This window comes from Roseovarius indicus (genome assembly GCF_008728195.1).
GTDB classification, from domain to species: Bacteria; Pseudomonadota; Alphaproteobacteria; order Rhodobacterales; family Rhodobacteraceae; genus Roseovarius; species Roseovarius indicus.
On sequence record NZ_CP031598.1, the window covers coordinates 2,309,848 to 2,331,224 of the forward strand.

21 protein-coding genes are annotated in these 21,377 nt (G+C 63.5%); 19 read left to right on the forward strand and 2 right to left on the reverse strand.

The window, feature by feature from the left end:
- The first annotated feature begins 10 nt into the window (after positions 1-10).
- The 15 genes from RIdsm_RS10705 (at position 11) to RIdsm_RS10775 (ending at position 16,680) form a co-directional block, all read left to right on the forward strand.
- Positions 11-1,243, forward strand: coding sequence for a branched-chain amino acid ABC transporter permease (locus RIdsm_RS10705; RefSeq protein ID WP_057819515.1), 1,233 nt, complete (start codon positions 11-13; stop codon positions 1,241-1,243).
- Positions 1,240-1,980: an ABC transporter ATP-binding protein gene (locus tag RIdsm_RS10710; protein WP_057819514.1), complete on the forward strand. Its 741-nt coding sequence runs from the start codon at positions 1,240-1,242 to the stop codon at positions 1,978-1,980. Before RIdsm_RS10705 ends, RIdsm_RS10710 begins: the two co-directional genes overlap by 4 nt.
- A complete protein-coding gene (locus tag RIdsm_RS10715) occupies positions 1,977-2,699 on the forward strand; it encodes an ABC transporter ATP-binding protein (protein WP_057819512.1) in 723 nt (240 codons plus the stop codon). The genes RIdsm_RS10710 and RIdsm_RS10715 overlap by 4 nt, the downstream gene beginning before the upstream one ends.
- A gap of 8 nt (positions 2,700-2,707) precedes the next feature.
- Positions 2,708-4,045, forward strand: a complete 1,338-nt coding sequence (locus RIdsm_RS10720) for an aminotransferase family protein (protein ID WP_057819510.1) — start codon at positions 2,708-2,710, stop codon at positions 4,043-4,045.
- A 163-nt stretch (positions 4,046-4,208) separates the two neighbouring features.
- On the forward strand, positions 4,209-5,135 hold the full coding sequence (gene kce, locus RIdsm_RS10725; protein ID WP_057819508.1) for a 3,5-dioxohexanoate:acetyl-CoA acetone transferase: 927 nt from the start codon (positions 4,209-4,211) through the stop codon (positions 5,133-5,135).
- Complete coding sequence (locus RIdsm_RS10730) at positions 5,122-5,613, forward strand: GNAT family N-acetyltransferase (protein WP_057819507.1); 492 nt, start codon at positions 5,122-5,124, stop codon at positions 5,611-5,613. Before kce ends, RIdsm_RS10730 begins: the two co-directional genes overlap by 14 nt.
- Positions 5,613-6,635 (forward strand): histone deacetylase family protein, encoded by a 1,023-nt coding sequence (locus tag RIdsm_RS10735; protein WP_057819505.1) that lies wholly within the window; start codon positions 5,613-5,615, stop codon positions 6,633-6,635. The genes RIdsm_RS10730 and RIdsm_RS10735 overlap by 1 nt, the downstream gene beginning before the upstream one ends.
- 1 nt (position 6,636) lies before the next feature.
- Positions 6,637-7,677: a dipeptide epimerase gene (locus RIdsm_RS10740; RefSeq protein WP_057819503.1), complete on the forward strand. Its 1,041-nt coding sequence runs from the start codon at positions 6,637-6,639 to the stop codon at positions 7,675-7,677.
- Entirely contained in the window at positions 7,670-8,716 is a 1,047-nt protein-coding gene (locus RIdsm_RS10745; protein WP_057819501.1) for an N-acetyltransferase DgcN family protein, read from the forward strand. Before RIdsm_RS10740 ends, RIdsm_RS10745 begins: the two co-directional genes overlap by 8 nt.
- Positions 8,717-8,777: 61 nt before the next feature.
- Positions 8,778-10,523 (forward strand): ATP-binding protein, encoded by a 1,746-nt coding sequence (locus tag RIdsm_RS10750; protein WP_057819499.1) that lies wholly within the window; start codon positions 8,778-8,780, stop codon positions 10,521-10,523.
- Positions 10,520-11,752 (forward strand): sigma-54-dependent transcriptional regulator, encoded by a 1,233-nt coding sequence (locus RIdsm_RS10755; protein ID WP_057819496.1) that lies wholly within the window; start codon positions 10,520-10,522, stop codon positions 11,750-11,752. Before RIdsm_RS10750 ends, RIdsm_RS10755 begins: the two co-directional genes overlap by 4 nt.
- Positions 11,753-12,081: 329 nt before the next feature.
- A complete protein-coding gene (locus RIdsm_RS10760; protein ID WP_057819493.1) occupies positions 12,082-13,083 on the forward strand; it encodes a DctP family TRAP transporter solute-binding subunit in 1,002 nt (333 codons plus the stop codon).
- 95 nt (positions 13,084-13,178) lie between these two features.
- Positions 13,179-13,844, forward strand: coding sequence for a TRAP transporter small permease (locus RIdsm_RS10765; RefSeq protein ID WP_057819490.1), 666 nt, complete (start codon positions 13,179-13,181; stop codon positions 13,842-13,844).
- A complete protein-coding gene (locus RIdsm_RS10770; protein WP_057819488.1) occupies positions 13,844-15,223 on the forward strand; it encodes a TRAP transporter large permease in 1,380 nt (459 codons plus the stop codon). The genes RIdsm_RS10765 and RIdsm_RS10770 overlap by 1 nt, the downstream gene beginning before the upstream one ends.
- Before the next feature lie 149 nt (positions 15,224-15,372).
- Positions 15,373-16,680, forward strand: a complete 1,308-nt coding sequence (locus RIdsm_RS10775) for an NAD(P)/FAD-dependent oxidoreductase (RefSeq protein WP_057819486.1) — start codon at positions 15,373-15,375, stop codon at positions 16,678-16,680.
- A 3-nt stretch (positions 16,681-16,683) separates the two neighbouring features.
- On the opposite strand, the gene RIdsm_RS10780 is transcribed toward RIdsm_RS10775, so the two are convergent.
- Positions 16,684-17,160 (reverse strand): MarR family winged helix-turn-helix transcriptional regulator, encoded by a 477-nt coding sequence (locus RIdsm_RS10780; RefSeq protein WP_057819544.1) that lies wholly within the window; start codon positions 17,158-17,160, stop codon positions 16,684-16,686.
- 224 nt (positions 17,161-17,384) lie between these two features.
- Between RIdsm_RS10780 and ectA the strand changes: the two genes are divergently transcribed.
- Genes ectA through RIdsm_RS10800 form a run of 4 tightly spaced genes read left to right on the forward strand, consistent with a single transcriptional unit; the run spans position 17,385 to position 21,120 of the window.
- A complete protein-coding gene (gene ectA, locus RIdsm_RS10785; protein ID WP_177228451.1) occupies positions 17,385-17,915 on the forward strand; it encodes a diaminobutyrate acetyltransferase in 531 nt (176 codons plus the stop codon).
- Between the two features lie 49 nt (positions 17,916-17,964).
- Positions 17,965-19,257 (forward strand): diaminobutyrate--2-oxoglutarate transaminase, encoded by a 1,293-nt coding sequence (ectB, locus tag RIdsm_RS10790; RefSeq protein WP_057819484.1) that lies wholly within the window; start codon positions 17,965-17,967, stop codon positions 19,255-19,257.
- A 4-nt stretch (positions 19,258-19,261) separates the two neighbouring features.
- Complete coding sequence (locus tag RIdsm_RS10795; RefSeq protein ID WP_057819483.1) at positions 19,262-19,663, forward strand: ectoine synthase; 402 nt, start codon at positions 19,262-19,264, stop codon at positions 19,661-19,663.
- Positions 19,664-19,683: 20 nt separating this feature from the next.
- Positions 19,684-21,120, forward strand: coding sequence for an aspartate kinase (locus tag RIdsm_RS10800; protein ID WP_057819481.1), 1,437 nt, complete (start codon positions 19,684-19,686; stop codon positions 21,118-21,120).
- Positions 21,121-21,206: 86 nt separating this feature from the next.
- Here RIdsm_RS10800 and RIdsm_RS30100 read toward each other — a convergent pair whose 3' ends face one another.
- Positions 21,207-21,377, reverse strand: coding sequence for a hypothetical protein (locus RIdsm_RS30100; RefSeq protein ID WP_177228450.1), 171 nt, complete (start codon positions 21,375-21,377; stop codon positions 21,207-21,209).

Sequence of the window (21,377 nt, forward strand, 5' to 3'; positions counted from 1 at the left end):
GGTAGAGGCCATGAGAAAGCAGATACCCAACATTGCCGGCGGCATCTTCCTGATCATCCTGCTGATCTTTCCGCTGACCTATGGGGCGGCGGATTACGACTACATCATGCACATCCTGATCACCGGCTTCTTCTACGCGATCCTCGCGGCAAGCTGGTCGATGCTGTCGGGCTATGCGGGGCAGTTTTCGTTCGGGCACATGGGCTTCATGGCGATCGGCGCCTATACGACGGGCCTGTTCTGTCACTACATCTACCTCTCGCCCGAGCCGACGGAACTTTGCGCGGAAACGCCCTTCTTCGGCCAGTGGCTGGTGGTGGTGAACCCGATCGGGGTAACCTCGACCACCCTGACACAGGATTGCCTGCGGCAGGCGCTCGAAGCATGGGGCGGCACGGTCGACGTGCAACCGATGCCGGTTTTGCTCGGGATTATTCTGGGCACGCTGATGGGCGCGCTTGCGGGTTTCCTTGTCGGCATGTTGGTGCTGCGCCTCCGGGCAGCGTATCTCGCGCTGTTCACGCTGGGCTTCTCCGAGATCCTCAAGGCCACCATCTCGGCCGAGATCGACATCACGCGGGGGCAGGCGGGGCTGGAATTGCCGCCGCTCTATCCCAACGGCGTCAACCTTTTCGGCACCTATTTCGAACCCACCGACAAACTGCCGCCGTACTACACGATGCTGGCGCTGCTATTGGCATGCCTCGCCGTCCTCGGCTGGCTGGCGCGATCGAAATTCGGCCTTTTCGTACGCGCCCTGCGCGAGGATCAGGATGCGGCTGCAGCACTTGGCGTGAACACCACCCGCTACAAGGTGCTGGTCTTCACCATCACCTGTGCCATGGCCGCCGCAGCGGGCGCCGTGCAGGGGCATTACGTACAGATCATCACGCCCAACATGCTGTTTCTCCTTCAGATGAGCCTTGTCGTGGCGATGGCCGTGATCGGCGGTATCGAGAACTTCGTGGCGGCCGCCATCGGCGCGATCATCCTTCAGGTGGTGCTCGAACTCCTGCGCAACAGCTTCGTCATCGGCGGCATCGAAGTCGACATGACGATCTGGCGGCTCGTTTTCTTCGGCCTGCTGCTGATGATCACGCTCCGGTTCTTCCGCAACGGCCTGATCGCCCCCATCATCGCCTATTTCCGCCGCGAAGGCGTGGCCGAGGAAACCGTCGCCAAGCGCGCCTCGACCGTCACCGGCCCGGGCGGCGGCCCGCATAGAACGGAGGCACCGGATTGATACATCTCAAGGTCACCAACCTGCAGAAGCGCTTTGGCGGGAACCACGTCCTGAAAGGCGTGAATTTCGAGATCAACGGCCCCGAGCTGATCGGTCTGATCGGCCCGAACGGGGCAGGCAAGACGACGATGACCAACATCCTCGACGGGGCGATCAAACCCACCAGCGGCACGGTCTATCTCGGCGAGAAACGCATCGACCAGTTGCAGCCTTTCGAAGTGGCACGCGCCGGGCTTGGCCGAACCTTCCAGGTGACGCGCTCGTTCCGGCGGATGACGGTGCTCGAAAACCTCTACGTGCCGGCGCTCGCCATGGGCAACACGCATGGGCAGGCAGAGCTTCGCGACAAGGCGATGGGGGTGCTGGAGTTTCTGACCATCGACCACCTGCGCAATGAATACGCACAGGCCCTGTCCGGCGGGCAGCAGAAGCTTCTGGAACTGGGCCGCCTGCTGATGCTCAACCCCGATGTCATCATTCTCGACGAACCCTTCGCCGGCGTGCACCCGCGCCTGATGGAGGTGATCTACGCCTACATCCAGCGCGTCAACGACGAAGGCAAGGCGATCATCATCATCAGCCACCAGATGGATTCGATCTTCTCTCTCTCCCAGCGGCTTCTGGTGCTGAACTTCGGAGACCTCATCGCCGACGGTCCCCCGGAGGACGTCAAGAACGACCCGGCCGTGATCGAGGCCTATCTCGGCGCCGAGGAAGGCGAGGAGGCCCCGGCATGACCGAACCGGCAACCGTTCTCGAGATGAAGAACCTCTCGGTGGGTTACTACCGCGATCTCAACATCCTCTCCGATCTCGACATCAAGGCACGGCAGGGCCAGATCACCACGATCCTGGGCGCCAATGGCGTGGGCAAGTCGACGGCACTCAAGGCCGCCTTCGGGTTTCTTTCGCCCAATCAGGGCGACATCCTGCTCGGTGGCGAGTCGATCCTGGGCATTCCGCCGCACGAGAAGATCCTCAAGGGGCTGGCCTACATCCCCCAGCAGCCCGGGGTATTCAAGGACATGACCGTCGAGGAAAACCTCGAACTGGGCGGCTGGACCTTCCGGCGCGACCGCAAGCAGGTGCGCCAGAAAGTCGAGGCGAACTATGAACGTTTCCCGGCGCTCCGTGACAAGCGCAAGCAGGTAACGGGCGAGCTGTCGGGCGGGCAGCAGCGCATGGTAGAGATCGGCCGCACGCTGATGTCGGAACCCAAGATGCTGTTGGTCGACGAGCCAACGGCGGGCCTTTCGAAAATGCTGGCCGAGGAGGTCTACGAGATGCTCACCGACCTCGCGAAGGTCGACAAGCTGACCATCCTGCTCGTCGACCAGGAAATCCGCCATGCTCTCAAGATCGCCGACTATGTCTACGTGCTTGAACTGGGCCGGAACAAGTTCGAAGGCCCGGCCGATGAGTTCGACGATCTCGAAAAGGCTTTCTGGATAGCGTGAGAGACGATATGGACGGGCAGGGCAAAAGCCATCTTTTCTATCAGACCCGGCAGCGCCGCCCACGGCTCAGGCAGGCCGAGGGCGTGTATATCTGGGACGTGGACGGCAAGCGTTATCTCGACGGCTCGTCCGGGGCGATGGTGTGCAATATCGGTCATTCCAACCCCAACGTGCTCGAGGCCATGCGCAGGCAGATGGAGATCGCCACCTTCGGCTATCGCCTGCATTTCGAGACGGAACCGAGCGAGGCGCTGGCGGCCAAGGTCGCGGGGCTGGCCCCCGACGGGATGGAGCGCGTGTTCTTCGTTTCCGGCGGCTCGGAAGCGGTGGAAAGCGCCATCAAGCTCGCCCGGCAATACAAGCTGGCGGTGGGCGAGCCGCAGCGCTGGAAAGTGATCTCGCGCTACCCAGCCTATCACGGCTGCACGATCGGCGCGCTGGCACTGACCGGTTACGCGCCAATGACGGCACCCTTCGACCCGATGATGCGGCAGATGCCGAAGATCCCCGCGCCGCGCGCTTATCTCGACGGGCTCGACCCGGCCGACGCGGAAACCGGCCGCCACTACGCCGACATGCTGGAAGAGCGCATCCTGCAGGAAGGGCCGGAAACCGTGCTGGCCTTCATCGTCGAACCGATCGGCGGAGCCTCGACCGGCTGCCTCATGCCGCCAGAAGGTTACATGAAACGCATCCGTGAGATATGTGACCGCTACGATGTGCTGCTTATCCATGACGAGGTGATCTCGGGCGGCGGACGCACCGGCACATTTTTCGCGGCCGACAACTGGGACACCGTGCCGGATATCGCGGCGCTCTCGAAAGGGTTCGGCGCGGGCTACATGCCGCTCGGCGCGGTGATCGCACAGGAGGAGATCGTCGAGGCGGTGCTGGGCCATGGCGGCTTCATCCACGGCTTCACCTATGCCGGCAACCCGCTCGCCTGTGCCGCGGGGCTCGCCGTGATCGAGGAAATCGAGCGGCAGGACATGATGCACAACGCGCTGGAGGTGGGCACCCAGCTCGGCCACCGCCTGCGCGCTTTGATGAACCGCTACCCGATCATCGGCGACGTGCGCGGCATGGGGATGCTGCAGGCCTTCGAACTGGTGTCCGACCGCGCCACAATGACACCGCTGCCGAAGGAATTGAACGCCTTTGACCGGCTGGTCGAGGCGGCCTATGACGAAGGGCTCATCATCTACTCCCGCCGTACGCGCGGAGGCTATTCCGGCGACCATTTCATCGTTGCGCCACCGATGATCAGCACCACCGTACATGTCGACGAGATTATTGAAAAGCTCACCCGCGCGCTCGACCGGTTCTGCGAAGAGGCGGGACTTTGACCCTGCGCTCCGCACGAAACGAGTGCGTTTCGCGGCGCCGTCGGATGCCTCCGGCGGGGATATTTCGGGTCAGAAGAAGCATGAAGCGCGCGCACCTGCTTCTTCTGGCTGAAAGTATCCCGGGGGTTTGGGGGCTGGCCCCCAATCGAACGGGTTAGGCGCCATGTCGAAGATCATCATCACCTGCGCCGTGACCGGCTCGATCCATACGCCCAGCCTGTCGCCGCATCTGCCCTTCACCGCGAAGGATATCGAAGATCAGGCCGTGGAAGCTGCCGAGGCGGGCGCGGCGATCCTGCATCTGCACGCCCGTGACCCGGACGATGGCCGGCCCTCGTCGAAATCCGAGCACTTCATGAACTTCCTGCCCGGGATCCGCGACCGGTGCGACGCGGTGATCAACATAACCACCGGCGGCAGCGCCATCATGTCGCTGGAAGATCGGCTCGCGGGTGCGATGGCGGCCGAGCCCGAGATGTGTTCGCTCAACATGGGCTCGATGAATTTCGCCCTCTACCCACTTGCCGCGCGGGACCGTGAGTGGCGGTTCGACTGGGAAAAACCCTTTCTCGAGTCGACCGACGACCTGATCTTCAAGAACACCCCGCGCGACATCGCCCATGTTCTGCACGAAATGGGCGAAAGGCGGGGCGCGCGGTTCGAGTTCGAGTGTTATGACATGAGCCACCTTGTCATGTTGCGCCATTTCGTCGAGCGCGGCCTCGTGAAAGCGCCGATCTTCATCCAGTTCGTCTTTGGCGTGCTGGGCGGCATGGCCCCGGCGCCCGAGACGCTTTCGCACATGGTGCGGCTGGCCGATGACTATTTCGGCGATGACTACCGTTTCTCGGTGCTGGCGGCGGGCCGGGCGCAGATGACGATGGCGGCGACGGCTGCCGGGATGGGCGGCCATGTCCGCGTCGGGCTGGAAGACAGCCTTTACATCGAGAAGGGAAAACTGGCGGTCTCGAATGCCGAGCAGGTGCAAAAGGCCCGCCGCATCGTCGAGGGGCTGGGCCGGCAGGTTGCCACACCGGACGAGGCCCGCGCGATGCTCGGGCTGAAAGGGGCGGCGCATGTCGCCTTCTGACCCGTGGCGGATCACGCCGGTGGGTCCGGGGGATATCGTCGATCTCTCCCATGCCCTCGAGGCGCTATCGGCCCATATGGGCGACAGCCACCATGCGACCGAGGATGCCCTGTCGCTGGCCTGCCTCGGCGTTCCGCCGGCCTGCCACGGACTGTTGGCGCGCGGTGGTGAGACGGTCATCGGCGCGGCCCTGGTCTCGCCGGTCTTTTCCACCACCTTCGGCGCGGCGGGCGCCTATGTGTCCGACCTCTGGGTGGGCGATGTGGCGCGGGGGCAAGGGCTGGGCCGGGCGCTCCTGCGCGCCTCGGCGGAGTTCGCGAGAGAAGAATGGCGGGCGTGTTTCCTGAAACTGACCGTCTATGCCGAGAATACCGCTGCCCGGGCGTTTTACGACCGGCTCGGCTTTGATATGGCCGAGCGTGACCTGACCTGCCTTCTGGCAGCAAAGGCTTTCGACGACTTGATGGGAGATCCTTGATGAAAGCCATCCTCGACGACCGCCAGCGCGCGCATGACCCGAAGAACTTCATGGCGAACGGCACACGCAAACCAAACCCCGAAGTACCCAGGCGTGTCGATATCCTGAAGGCGGGGGCCGAAGCGGCGGGCTGTGTCTTCGAGACCCCGGCCGATGCGGGGCTCGGGCCGATCGCCGCGGTCCATACGGCCGAGTACCTGACCTTCCTGCGGAACATCCACACCCGCTGGCAGCGCATCGAGGGGGCATCGGACGAGGTGATCCCCAATGTCCACCCGATGAACCGCACCGACAGCTACCCGAAATCGGCGGTGGGGCAGGCGGGATATCACCAGGCCGATACGGCCTGCCCGATCGCGGAATATACCTGGAAGGCCGCTTACTGGTCGGCCCAGACCGCCGTGAGCGGGGCGGATGCGGTCGCGGCCGGGGCGCGGGCTGTCTACGCGCTCTCCCGCCCGCCGGGGCATCACGCCTTTGCAGACCTTGCCGGGGGGTTTTGTTTCTTCAACAATTCCGGCATCGCCGCGCAAAGGCTGCTATACAAGGGCCTGCGCCCCGCGATCCTCGATGTCGACGTGCACCACGGCAACGGCACGCAGGGCATGTTCTATGCCCGAGGCGATGTGCTGACGGTCTCGATCCACGCGGATCCGGCGCGCTTCTATCCGTTTTTCTGGGGCCATGCCCATGAACGGGGAGAAGGCGCGGGGCTGGGGGCCAACCTCAACCTGCCGCTGGAGCGGGGCACGGACGACGAAACCTACCTGAATACGCTGGATCGGGCGCTCGCACAGATCACCGATTTCGGCGCCGACGTCATTGTCGTGGCGCTCGGGCTCGACGCGCATATCGACGACCCGTTCCAGGGCTTCGCCGTCACGACCGAAGGCTTCACCCGGATCGCCGCGGCCATTGCGGCCACCGGCCTGCCGTTGGTTTGCGTTCAGGAAGGCGGCTACGTCTCCGACGCCCTGGGCGGAAACCTGACGGCGTTTCTCAATGGTATTGAAGGAAACTGACATGGCCGAGATCACGTTCCGAAAGGTCTATCTCAAGAAACGATTTCCGCTGGCGATCAGCCGGGGCGTGATCGAAGGGGCTGAGAACCTTTTCATCTCGATTGCCGAGAACGGGCATATCGGCTGGGGAGAGGTCGCGCCGGGTGCCACCGAGGGCGCGGCGACGACGGAAGAGGCCGAAGCCATGCTGCGTGGGGTGACGGGCAGCGAGTTCGACACCGGCGCTATCCATGACGTCTGGGACAGGGCATATGAGGCGGGCGTCGCGCCTTGCGCGTTGGCGGGGCTCGACATGGCGCTGTGGGATCTGAAGGCCAGACAGGCCGGAATGCCGCTCTACAGCCTTCTGGGGCTGGCGCGGCGTGGTGTGCCGACCTCGCTGACCGTGGGGATCAACTCGCCGGACGTGGTGCGCGAGCGCGTGCCGCTCTTGCTGGAGAAGGGGGCGAAAGCGCTCAAGATCAAGCTGGGCTCGCCCGAGGGGATCGAGGCCGACAAGGCGATGTACGCGGCCGTGGTCGAGAGCGTGGGCGATGCCGATGTCGTTCTGCGGGTCGATGCCAATGGCGGCTGGTCGCTCGACGATGCGCGCCACATGATGGGCTGGCTGGCCGAGCGGCGGGCGGAATATATCGAACAGCCGCTGGTGCGCGGCGCCGAGGATCAGCTTGTCGACCTGTTCAAGGACCGTGCCCTGCCGATCTTCGTCGATGAAAGCTGCCGGATGTCGGGTGATATTCCCGGCTTTGCCGACCGGGTCGACGGGGTGAACCTCAAGCTGATGAAATGCGGCGGCATCACCGAGGCGCTGCGCATTGTCGCCACTGCCCGGGCGTTCGGCCTCAAGACCATGATCGGCTGCATGGGTGAGAGCGCGGTCTCGATCGCGGCGGGGGCCTCGATCGGGGCGCTGTTCGACTATATCGACCTCGACAGCCACTTGAATCTCGACCCCGATCCCGCCGATGGCGCGCCGCTGGTCGATGGGGTGACCCTGCCCGCCGACCGGCCCGGACACGGAGGAGACCTGCCCGATGCTTGAGCCGACCCAGAAGATCGCCATCTATGCCGAGGCCAATATGGGTCTCATCAACGCCAAGATGGCCGAGGGGATCATCCGATACGGCCGCAACCCCGTGACCTGCGTGATCGACAGCCAGGCGGTGGGAAAGAGTCTGAAAGAACTGTGCAAGATCGATCGTGACATTCCCATCGTCGCCACGCTGGACGATGCGATCGGGCTGGGTGCCGAGGTTCTGGTGCTTGGCACCACGCCGTCTGGCGGACGGGTGCCGCCCGAGTGGATGACGATGCTGGAACAGGCGATCGGTTCGGGCCTGTCGGTCGTCAACGGGCTGCATGACCGGTTGAACGATGTGCTTGGCGACAAGCTGAAACCGGGCCAGTGGATCTGGGATATCCGCACGCCCACCGACGCCATGCCGCCCATCGCGATGGCGCGCGCCGCGAAACTTTCCAATATTCGCGCGCTCATGGTCGGCACCGACATGGCCGTGGGAAAGAAGACCTCCGGACTCGAAATCTGGTCGGCCCTCTGTGACGCGGGCCACGACGCGGCCTTTCTTGCCACCGGTCAAAGCGGCGTTGCGATCACTGGCAAGGGTATCCCGCTCGACGCCTTCCGGGTGGATCATGCGGCGGGGGCCGTGGAGAGGATGGTGTTGGAGAACGCAGAGCACGACGTGCTGATCATCGAGGGTCAGGGCTCGCTTCTGCATCCGGGCAGCACGGCCACCCTGCCACTGATGCGGGGAAGTTGCGCAAACGCGCTGATCCTGTGCCACCGGGCCGGGATGGACGTGCTCGACACCGCAGGCGACGCGGTGCCTGTGCCGCCCTTGAAGGACGTCATCGCGCTCAACGAGATGGTTGCGCGGGCGGGCGGGGCGCTGACGCCGGCCAGGGTCGTCGGCATCGCGCTCAACACCCGCGATCTCGACGAAACAGCCGCCCGCGACGCAATCGAGAGCACGGCCCGCGAAACCGGCCTGCCGGTGACAGATCCGGTGCGTTTCGGCGCGGCACCGCTGGCCGACGCGGTGCTGTCCGTCAAGGGCTGAACGACGAGGGCGCTCAGCGGGCATCTGGTCAATCCGGGCGCAGGCTTGCTAGAACAGCGCAATGACGAAGATGCTGCGCACCAGATTGCTCGTGGTCGTCCTGTTTCTCGGGGCGGTCGGCGCCTGCGCGGCTGGCATCTGGCGGTATGCCCATGTCGAGGCGCTGGCCCAGATCGAGAAACAGGGGCGCGCCGACCTCGCACTGGCCTCCGACCGGTTCACCGGCGAACTGCGCCGCTTCCGCGAACTGGCGGTGCTGATGGCCGAACACCCGGTTTTCGATGACCTCACCGCCGAGGATGGTGTCGCACGCGCCGACTGGGTGTTGCAGGACGCCGCCGACAAGAGCGGGGCGCTGGCGCTTTTTTACACCGACACCGCCGGCACCGTGCTGGCCCGCGCCGGCAACGTCACGCTCCGCCCCGCCGGAAGCCGCTATTTCCGCCGCGCCATGCGCGGGGCGCTCGGCACGTTCTACGGCCGGCTTGGGCCGGATGGTGTGCGCGTTTATGCCTTTGCCGCGCCGGCCTTCGGCCCGGACGGGGTCAAGGGGAGTGTCATCGCGTTGGTCGACATGGCCGAGGTTGAATGGGACTGGATCGGCGGTCAGCCCCCCGTGTTCTTCACCGATGCCGACGGGCGCATCTTTTTGTCCAACCGCTCGGAAATTCTTGGCTGGCAGCCGCGAGAAAACGGTGAAGCCCCGGCCCCGCCGATCGAACCCGCGCCGGATTTCAGTGCTGTCTGGCGCAGCGGATACGAGATCTGGCGCCTCGACTGGGGCGACTACCTGCCTCGCGCCGCCCTGCATCTTGCCAAGGCCGAGCCGGTGATCGGCATGACCGGCCACGCCCTTGTCGACACGGCCCCGGCCCGCCGCATCGCGTGGCTTCAGACCTCGGTCTTCACCGTGATCTGCCTGTCTTTCGGCGTGGTCCTCCTGCTTCTCGGCGAGCGCCGCCGCACTCTGGCCCGGGCGAATGCCCAGTTGGAAACCCGCGTGTCGGAACGCACGGCAGAACTGTCAGAGGCCAACATTGCCCTGCGCCGCGAGGTGCAGGAACGCCAGGAGGCCGAAGCCGCCCTCAAGCGCGCACAGGACGAGTTGGTCCAGGCGGGCAAGCTGTCTGCGCTGGGGCAGATGAGCGCCGGCATCAGTCACGAGTTGAACCAGCCGCTGATGGCGATCCAGCAATTTGCCGACAATGGCGGCTCGTTCCTTGCCAAGGGCCGCACCGACGCGGCGGGCGAGAACCTGAACCGCATCTCGCAACTGGCGGCCCGCGCCGCGCGCATCATCAAGAACCTGCGCGCCTTCGCGCGTAACGAGAGCGAGCCGATGGGCAAGGTCGACCTCGTGCAGGTGATGGAGACGGCGGTGGAACTGACCGACGCGCGCCTGCGCAAGGACGAGGTAACGCTTGACTGGCAGGCCCCGGCGCAGCCCGTCTATGCACTCGGTGGCGAGGTGCGGCTTGTCCAGGTCTTCGTCAACCTCATCAACAACGCGGCCGATGCCATGTCGGGCCAGGTCGAAAGGCGGATCAGTATCGCGATCGACGCCGGCCCGCCACTTGCCGTCACCGTGCGCGATATCGGCCCCGGCATCAGTGCACCCGACAAGATGTTCGAGCCCTTCTACACCACCAAGGCTGTCGGCAGCGATGACGGAATGGGCCTCGGGCTGTCGATCTCCTACGGTCTGGTCCAGAGCTTCGGGGGCAATATCCGCGGTACCAACGCCCCGGATGGTGGCGCCGTGATGACGGTGGAACTGGAACGCTGGCAGGAAGAGGCAGCGGCATGAGCGTGGATGTCCTGGTTGTCGACGATGATGCCGCCGTGCGCGACGCGCTGGTCCAGTCGCTGGAACTGGCCGACCTAACAGCAAGGCCCGCTGGCTCATTCATCGAGGCGAAGGATCACATCGCTCCGGATTTTCCAGGCGTGATCCTTTCCGATATCCGAATGCCCGGCCGTGACGGGTTCTACCTTCTGAAATACGCTAACGGTGTCGACGCGGAACTACCGGTCGTGCTGCTTACGGGCGAGGGCGACATTCCCATGGCTGTCGAGGCCATGGGGCAGGGGGCGTTCGACTTTCTCGAGAAACCCTGTGCGCCTGATGACCTGATACCGGTGTTGCAAAGGGCCCTGTCGACCCGGCGTCTGGTTCTGGAAAACCGCCGTCTGAAGGCGCAGTTGCAAACGGGCGACCCGGCGGCACGGATGCTGTTCGGCACCTCGGCGCTGGCCGACGATCTGCGCGCGCGGGTTCGCACGGTTGCGCCCATGGGCGTCGAGGTGCTGGTCACCGGTCCGCCGGGCGCAGGGGTGTCGAAGGTGGCCGAGGTCATTCACCTGATGTCGCCCGCAGCGCGCGGCCCCTTCGTGAAACGCTCTTCCGCCGGGATGGACGGGGTGTCGCTCGACCAGGCGTTCAGCGCGGCCACGGGCGGAACGCTGTTTCTCGACGATGTGTCGGCTCTGCCGGGCGCCACGCAATACGCGCTCGCCGAAAAGCTGGAACACGCGGAAAGCGTTCGGCTCATCGCCGGCACCACGGCCGACCTGTCGGCAGAGGTCGAGGCCGGACGGATGAACGCCGAGCTTTACTATCGGCTCGACGTGACGCCGGTCCGCATCCCTGCGCTGTCCGAGCGTCCCGAAGATATTCCGGTGCTGTTTTCGCACTACGTTGCCCTGGCGGCGGAACAGGCCGGCATACCGGTCCCCGAAGTCACGACCGATCACATGGCCCGCCTGATGGCGCAGGACTGGCCGGGAAATGCCCGGTCGCTCATGTCGGCCGCCATGCGCTTCGTGCTGGGCATGCCGGAAGAGGCGGCGGCCGCCGCCGAACTGGGTCTGGCGGAACAGATGGCACGGGTCGAACGCTCGTTGCTCATTGCCGCGCTTGGGCGCCAGAACGGCCGCGCGTCGGAGGCCGCCAAGGCGCTAAAACTGCCGCGCAAGACCTTTTACGACAAGCTCGCCCGCTACGGCATCCGTCCCGACGATTACCGCCGCAGCTGACGCGCCAGTGCGGCGGGACACGCCCGGCGCTATCCAAAGGTCGCTACGGCAAGCCGCAACGGAATCCGGGACGGGCCGATTGCGGGAAGTGTGCGGAATCTCGCACAGGCACGTTGTTGCAGTGTGCGGGAATCCGCACAATCAGAAGGCGTCAGATCGTCCGATAATCACCGTTTCAGACATAATCCTTTGAAATATAATTATTTTTTCGACATGAAAAACGGGCTGAAACTAAACCTTGAGTGGCGCTGACTTCCCGACAAAGACTTATGGCACCGCCCCGACAAGGGGCAGTCTTGTAATGTTACATCCTGGGAGGAGACCAGACCATGAAGTTCCTGACCGCTGCCGCGAGCGCGCTGGCGCTGTCCGTTTCGGCCACGGCCGTAAGCGCCGCCTGTGATGACGGCGAGATCGTCGTCAAGTTCAGCCACGTCACCAACACCGACAAACACCCCAAGGGCATCGCCGCCTCGCTGCTGGAAAAGCGCGTGAACGAAGAGATGGACGGCACGATGTGCATGGAGGTTTTCCCGAACTCCACGCTTTACGACGACAACAAGGTGCTGGAAGCAATGCTGCAGGGTGACGTGCAGCTGGCCGCCCCCTCGCTTTCGAAGTTCGAGAAATTCACCAAGCAATTCCGCATCTTCGACCTGCCCTTCATGTTCAAGGACATCAACGCCGTCGAACAGTTCCAGGCCTCCGAAGCCGGTCAGGACCTTCTCGACAGCATGCAGCGCCGCGGTCTGCAGGGGCTGGCCTACTGGCATAACGGCATGAAGCAGATGTCGGCCAGCGTGCCGCTGCTCGAGCCGTCCGACGCCGAGGGCCTGAAGTTCCGCGTGCAGTCCTCCGACGTGCTTGTCGCCCAGATGGAAGCGCTTGGCGCGAGCCCGCAGAAGATGGCCTTCTCCGAGGTCTACGGCGCATTGCAACAGGGCGTGGTCGACGGACAGGAAAACACCTGGTCGAACATCTACGGCAAGAAGTTCTTCGAGGTTCAGGACGGCGTGACCGAAACCGATCACGGCATCATCGACTACCTCGTGGTGACCAGCGTCGACTGGCTCGACAGCCTCGAGCCGGAGGTGCGTGACCAGTTCCTGACCATCGTGTCCGAGGTCACCGAGACCCGGAACAAGGAATCCACCAAGGTGAACCAGGACGCCAAGCAGGCCGTCATCGATGCCGGCGGTACCGTTCGCACCCTCGACGCCGACCAGCGCGCCAAGTGGGTCGAAGCGATGAAACCGGTCTGGGAACAGTTCACCGACGACGTGGGCCAGGAAAACATCGACGCGGCGCAGGAAATCAACGCCAGCATGTAAGCCTGACAGGTGCGTGACATCACGCACCTCGCGGGGCGGGCCCGAACTGACCGGGCCCGCCCTTTTCGCAAGATACTTGCGGGAGGAGGGGACAAATGAGTCGCGAACACAGCTTCGTGGACACCATCGAGGAAACGGTGATCGCCACGCTTCTCGGTGCAATGACGGTGGTCACGTTCTCCAACGTGATCGCGCGCTACGTATTCAACTCGAACATTCTGTGGGCGCTGGAACTGACGGTTTTCATGTTCGGCTGGCTGGTGCTTCTGGGCGCGTCCTACGCGGTGAAGAAGCAAAGCCACCTTGGCGTGGACGCGATCGTCAACATCGTCTCGCCGCCGGTGCGCAAGGCGATGGCGCTTTTTTCGATCGCCTGCTGCCTTGTGTTCTCCCTCCTGCTCCTGAAGGGCGCCTGGGATTACTGGTCGGTCTACGCAGAACTGCCGCCCACGACAGGGCGCTGGTTCCCGACCGGGTTCGACACCGATTTCCGCGGCCAGGGGTGGTACGAAGTGCAGGATATTCCGATGCCCGCCATCCTGCGGTTCCTCGAGGACTGGATCAATTTCGGCGAGGAATACGAGAAGATGCCGAAGGCCATTCCCTACGTGGTTCTGCCCGTGTCTTTGGCGCTGCTGACCTTCCGCTTCGCCCAGGTTGCCGTGCAGATCTGGCGTGGCGAGGTCGACCGGATCGTCGCCAGCCACGAGGTGGAAGACGAGCTTGAACAGGTCCGCGCCCAGCAAGGGGGGCATGACTGATGGAAGTCGTTCTTCTTTTCGTGATGGTCATCGGCCTGCTGCTCGTGGGCGTGCCCATTGCCGTGTCGCTCGGCCTCAGCTCCATCCTCTTCCTGCTGTGGTTCTCGGAAAGCTCGTTGGCGTCGGTGGCTCAAACGCTCTTCAGCGCTTTTGAAGGCCACTACACGCTGCTTGCCATTCCCTTCTTCATCCTCGCTTCCTCGTTCATGACGACAGGCGGGGTGGCCCAGCGGATCATCCGCTTTTCCATCGCCTGCGTCGGTCACCTGCATGGTGGGCTGGCCATCGCGGGCGTCTTCGCCTGCATGCTCTTCGCCGCGCTGTCGGGCTCGTCGCCCGCCACCGTTGTGGCCATCGGCACGATCGTCATCGCCGGCATGCGGCAGGTGGGCTATACCCGCGACTTTGCGGCCGGCGTCATCTGTAACGCGGGCACGCTTGGCATCCTGATCCCGCCGTCGATCGTGATGGTGGTCTATGCCGCGGCGGTCGAGGTGTCGGTCGGCCGGATGTTCCTGGCCGGGGTCATTCCAGGTCTTCTGGCGGGTTTCATGCTGATGACGGCCATCTACATCGTGGCCCGCGTGCGCAACATGCCCAAGGGCGACTGGCAGGGCTGGGGCGAGATCTTTGCCTCCGGGCGCGATGCGGCCTGGGGCCTTTTCCTGATCGTCATCATCCTTGGCGGCATCTATGGCGGCATCTTCACCCCGACCGAGGCCGCGGCGGTGGCGGCGGTCTACTCGTTCTTCATCGCCTGTTTCGTCTACAAGGACATGGGGCCGCTCGCGGTCGGCAAGGAGCAGGGCGGCAATCTGAGCCTCCTGCGCAAGCCGTACGCAATCGTCACGGCCTTCTTCCACCCCGACACCAAGCACACGCTCTTCGAGGCGGGCAAGCTGACCGTGACGCTGCTTTTCGTCATCGCCAACGCGCTGATCCTCAAGCACGTGCTGACCGATGAGCAGATCCCGCAGCAGATCGCCGGCGCCATGCTCAACGCGGGTTTCGGGCCTGTCATGTTCCTGATCGTCGTCAACGTGATCCTGCTGATCGGCGGCCAGTTCATGGAGCCTTCGGGCCTTCTCGTGATTGTTGCGCCGCTGGTGTTCCCGATCGCCATGGAGCTTGGGATCGACCCCATTCACCTCGGCATCATCATGGTGGTGAACATGGAGATCGGGATGATTACCCCGCCTGTCGGTCTCAACCTCTTCGTGACCTCGGGCGTGGCGGGCATGCCGATGATGAGCGTCGTGCGCGCGGCGCTGCCGTTCCTCGCGGTGCTCTTCGTCTTCCTGATCATGATCACCTACATTCCGTGGCTCTCGACGGTGTTGCCGAACACCTTCATGGGCCCCGAGATCGTCACGCAGTAGGAAGCTGAAACGGTTCGGGCGCGTAGGATTTATGCGCGCCCGACCACCGGGCCGTCTGGCCCGCATTTGCCCTCCGGTTTGTCGCAGATGTGTCATGGACAAGCCGCCTGACCCGGCAGATAGTCGGCCCGGTCAACGAGGGAACACCCATGCAGTGGAATGACGAATCCGAACCCGGCACTCCGTATTGGTGGAGCGTTCTGAAGAACGACCCGGCTGACGATCCGTTGCCGCAGGATTGCGACGTGCTGGTGATCGGCGCGGGCTTCGCCGGTCTGTCGGCGGCGATCGCCTCCCATGATTGCGGCGCCAGCGTTGTGGTTGTCGACAAGGACGAACCGGGGCAGGGCGCCTCCACCCGCAACGGCGGCATGTTCGGTGCCCATCCCCGGCTGGGATGGAAGGCGCTTTCCGACAAGTTCGGCCCAAAGGTGGCCGATGCGCTCTTTGCCGAGGCGAAGCCGGCGCTTGAATGGGCGAAGGGGCTGATCGACCGCGAAGGCATCGATTGCGACCTGCAACAAACGGGTCGCATCCAGCTTGCCTGGACAAGGCAGCATTTCGAAAACCAGAAAACGCTCGCCCGCCATGTCTCGGAGAAGAGCGACGTCGACGTCTCGATCGTCGAGCGTGACGGGCTGGGGCAGGAAATAGAGACGCCCCGCTATTTCGGCGGGCTGGTCTTCCCCGAACATTGCGGACTTCACCCGGCCAAGTACCACCAGGGGCTGCGCGAGGCTGTCACCCGCCGCGGCATCACGCTCACCGGCAACGCCGAAGTGACGTCGCTCGAGCGCGCCGGCAACCGGTTCTCCGTCACCACGCCAAAGGGCACCGTTCGGGCGGAAAAGGTCATCCTCTGCACCAACGGCTACACCACGCCGCTTTTCCGCTGGCACGTGGCGCGGGTTTTCCCGCTGCCCTCCTACCTGATCGCAACCGAGGAATTGCCGGCCAACCTGCTGGGGCATCTCGCCCCGGGGCGGCGGATGATGGTCGAAACCCGCGCCCGGCACAGCTATTTCCGCCTGTCACCTGATGGCAAGCGCGTGCTCTGGGGCGGGCGGGCCTCCATGCGTGACGTCCCGGTCAACGAGGCCGCCAAACGCCTGCGCGAGACGATGCTCAGCGTCTGGCCGGACCTCGCCGATGCCAGGATCAGCCACGCCTGGTGGGGCAATACGGGCTTCAGCTTCAACCACATGCCCCATGTGGGCGAGGATCGTGGGCTGCATTACGCAATGGGCTTCTCGGGATCGGGCACCGTCATGGCGCCCTATCTGGGCGCCAAGGCAGCTTATCGCGCCCTGGGCGATCCGCGCGGGGCCACGGCCTATGCCGATACCGTCTTGCGCCGGGATGCCCTTCATCCCTTCGCCAAGCCGCATTTCCTAAAGGCCGCGGATATCTGGTATCGGCAGGTGGTCGACCGGGTGGAGAACGCGAAAGCGCGCTGAACGTCAGACGCCGTTCCGGAATTCCCGCGAGTCGAGCACCGGCGATGCGTCGAGATTGGCGGCATTGAGCATCGTCGCGACCCGCTCGAGCGAGGCCACGATCATCGACTGCTCCCAGTCCTCGAGCGCCTCGAACCGGGCGACGAACTGCTGCTGAAGCGCATCGGGCGCGTTGTCGACTGTCGCCCGCCCGTGCTCTGTCAGGATGATGTTGGTCTGCCGCCGGTCGGTGTCAGACTTCTCACGTACCACCAGCCCCTTTTTCACAAGCTTGTCCACCAGCGCCGTCACCGTCGCCTGGGACACGATCATCCGGTGCGATATCTCGGTGGCGGTGCATCGCCCCCGTTCGGCGATGAGCTGCAGCACTCGGAATTGCACCGCTGTCAGACCGGCCGACTGGGCCAGGTCACGGGCATAGGTGTCGGTTGCGCGAAGGATTCTGCGCAGGGCGATTAGGCAGGTATCGATCCGTTCCATGGCCATCTCCGCAAGGATTTTGTTTCATAGTCACATAATAATAATATTTCGGCAATCCACGAAAATGCTTCGGTCGATGAAGGAAACTTTAGGTTTTTAAGGCATAAAACCGCTATTTTGCACTAAAAATGCGACATATTGCTTTGGTATGCTTTGCATCTTGAAGTTTGTGGTGCGGCAAACTACTTTAGTATGCAAAGGAAAACTGAGGAGACAGCAGACCGATGCGACACACGCTGGAACTGATCGACAAAGCGACGCCCTCGTTGCGAAAACCCGTGGCCGAGGACGGCGCGGAAATCTGGAAGCTGATCAAGGCATGCAAACCGCTCGACGAGAACTCGATGTATTGCAACCTTATCCAGTGCGACCATTTCCGCGACACTTGTGTTCTGGCTGAACTGGGTGGCAAGCCGGCGGGCTGGGTTTCGGCCTACGTCATGCCGAACGATCCCTCCACGCTGTTCGTATGGCAGGTCGCTGTTTCTTCCGAAGCGCGCGGTATGGGCCTTGGCACGCTGATGCTCAAGGGCCTTCTCCAGCGCGACGTATGCAAAGATGTCGAGCGTATCCAAACGACCATCACGCGCTCGAACGCCGCCTCGTGGAAGCTGTTTCGCAAATTCGCGAAACAGCAGGACGCGCGGCTCTCCTCGCAGGCCTATTTCGGTGAGGCCCTGCACTTCCAAGGAAAACACAACACCGAATACATGGTCACCATCGACCTCGCGGAAGAAATGGACAAGGCAGCCTGAACGGGCTGCCCGCCTTCCGCTTCAAATCCATCAAACCAAAGGACACGCCATGCCGACTGACACGTCAGCCGACAAGAACATATTTGAACGCCGCGAATCTGAAGCGCGCAGCTATTGCCGCAACTTCGATACGGTATTCACAAAGGCCTTGGGGTCCGAACTTACCGACGCCCACGGCAAAACCTACATCGACTTCCTGGCCGGGTGCTCGTCGCTCAACTACGGGCACAACGATCCCGACATGAAAGCCGCCCTGATCGAGCATATCTCGGGCGACGGGATCGCGCACGGCCTCGACATGTACACGACCGAAAAGGCGCGCTTCCTCGAAGCGTACGAGGAGATCATCCTCAAGCCGCGTGGCATGGACCACAAGATCATGATGACCGGCCCGACCGGCACAAACGCGGTCGAGGCAGCAATGAAGCTGGCCCGCAAGGTTACCGGCCGCCGCAACATCGTGGCCTTCTCCAACGGCTTCCATGGCATGACCATGGGCGCACTGTCGCTGACCGGTAACGCCGGCAAGCGTGGTGGCGCCGGTGGCGGTGCCCTGACCGATGTCACGCACTTCCCCTTCGAAGGCGCGCTCGGCGACGACGTCGATACGCTGGCGCAGGCCGAAATGATGCTCGACAACTCCTCGTCCGGCATCGATGCACCTGCCGCGTTCATCTTCGAGCCGATCCAGGGCGAGGGCGGTCTTACAGCCGCGTCGAAGGAATGGATGCAGGGTGTCGAGCGCCTTGCGCGTAAGTATGGCGCCATGCTGATCGTTGACGACATCCAGTCGGGCTGCGGCCGCACGGGCAGCTACTTCGCCTTCGAGGAGGCGGGTATCGACCCTGACATGATCACGCAGGCGAAATCGCTGTCGGGCTTCGGCCTGCCGTTCGCCGCGCTGCTGATCAAGCCGGAACACGATATCTGGAAGCCCGCCGAGCATAACGGCACCTTCCGTGGCAACACCCATGCTTTCGTGACCGGCCGGGTTGCGCTCGAAAAGTTCTGGAAGACCGATGACTTCGCCAAGGAAGTCCAGGAGAAGAGCAAGATCCTGACCGAAGGTCTCCAGTCCATCGTCGACATCATCCCCGGCGCGCGCCTCAAGGGCCGTGGGCTGATGCAAGGCGTCGACGTGGGCTCCGGCGACAATGCCGGCGAGATCTGCGCACGCGCCTTCGAGAAGGGCCTCGTGATCGAGACGTCGGGTGCCGACGACGAAGTCGTCAAGGTGCTCGCGCCCCTCACAACGCCGGAAGACACCTTCCGCAAGGGCCTCGACATCCTGATCGAGTCGGCACGCGAAGTTTCGACCTCCACCAAGATGGCAGCGGAGTAACACAATGATTGTCAGAGATTTCAACGATATCGTCGAAAACCAGAAAGACCGCGTCATCAGTGACGCAGAATGGTCGTCGGTCAGGATGCTCCTTGCCGATGACAAGATGGGGTTTTCGTTCCACATTACGTTCCTGAACGCGGGCTCGGAACACACGTTCGAGTACAAGAACCACTTCGAGAGCGTGTACTGCATGTCCGGCAAGGGGTCGATCACCGACATCGCCACCGGGGAAACACACGAGATTAAGCCTGGCGTGATGTACGCGCTGAACGAGCACGACCGCCACATCCTGCGGGCCGAGGAAGAGCTTGTCATGGCCTGTGTGTTCAACCCGCCGGTGACGGGCACCGAGGTACACCGCGAAGACGGCTCCTATGCCCCGGCTGAAGAATTGGCGGACTGACCGCCGAAAGGAATGATGTCATGAGTTTTCCCAAGCATACCGTCGAAAAGATCGGCGGCACCTCGATGAGTCGCGTGAACGAGTTGCTCGACACGCTTCTGATCGGGGAGCGCGAAGGATCCGATCTCTACCACCGCATCTTCGTCGTCTCGGCCTTTGGCGGCATCACCGACCTTCTGCTCGAGCACAAGAAATCGGGCCGCCCGGGCGTCTATGGCCTCTTTGCCAATGACGACAATGATCATGGATGGCTCGACGCGCTCTCCTCGGTTGGCGACGCCATGTGCGAGGCGCACCGGAAGGTGCTTACCCACCCGGGTGACCAGAACATGGCCGACGAGTTCGTTCGCGAACGGATCGAGGGCGCGCGTTCGTGCCTCTTCGACCTGCAGCGCCTGTGCTCCTTCGGGCATTTCCGCCTGTCGAGCCACATGCTGGTCATCCGCGAGCTTCTGTCGGGCCTGGGCGAGGCGCATTCGGCCTTTGTCACCGCGCTGCTGCTGCAGCGCAATGGCGTCGATGCCCGCTTCGTTGACCTCAGCGGTTGGCGCGACGAGTCCGAGCACACGCTGAAAGAGCGTATCGCAGCCGGTCTCGACGATATCGACCTGACGCGCGAACTGCCCATCGTCACCGGCTACGCCCAGTGCACCGAAGGGCTGATGCGCGAATACGACCGTGGCTATTCCGAGGTGACCTTCTCGAACATCGCCGCCCACACGGGCGCGCACGAGGCGATCATCCACAAGGAATTCCACCTGTCCTCGGCCGATCCGGGCCTTGTGGGCGTGGAAAACGCACGCAAGCTGGGTCACACCAACTACGACGTGGCCGACCAGTTGGCGAATATGGGGATGGAGGCGATCCACCCGAACGCAGCCAAGATCCTGCGCCGGGCCGGCATCACGCTGCGCGTGACCAACGCGTTCGAGCCGGGCGACCCGGGCACGCTGATCGACGAGGAGAAGGCCGAGCATCCCGGCGTGGAGATCGTCACCGGTCTCGATGTCGTGGCCCTCGAGCTCTTCGAACAGGACATGGTCGGCGTCAAAGGTTACGACGCCACCGCGCTTGAGGCGCTCAAGCGTCACAACGTGTGGATCGTGTCGAAAACCTCGAACGCCAACAACATCACGCACTATATCCAGGCCTCGCTCAAGACGGCCAAGCGCGTGATCCGCGAGATCGAGGAGGTCTATCCGCAGGCAGAAGTCACGGCACGGGCCGTATCGCTTGTGGCGGTCATCGGCCGCGACCTGACGGGCGAGCGGGTGCTTGGCCACGGGCTTCAGGCGCTGCACGAGGCGGGTATCGACGTTGTCGCCGCCCAGCAGACGCCGCGCAATGTCGACGCCCAGTTCGTCGTGCCGCGCGATTCCGCTGACGATGCGGTGAAGTGCCTGCACGACGCGTTCGTCTCGGGAAAGAGCGGGGCGGGGCTGGCGCGGGTGGCGTGACCGCTGCCGCATCTGCTCCGCTCTAAGAAGGCGCCCCGCTGGATGATGGCCAGCGGGGCGTCTCATTTTTCAGCTATGACGCGGCCTTACTTGTGGCTGCGATATTTGCCCGACTCGACCTTTTGGCCGACGATCAGCGCCAGGATGGCCATGACGATCGCGATGAACGAAAAGATCGCCGGGGCCGAGGTTCCAAGCCCCATGAAGATCGCGCCGGAGACGCCATCCCATGTCGGTGTGTCAAAGGGAAATCCCAT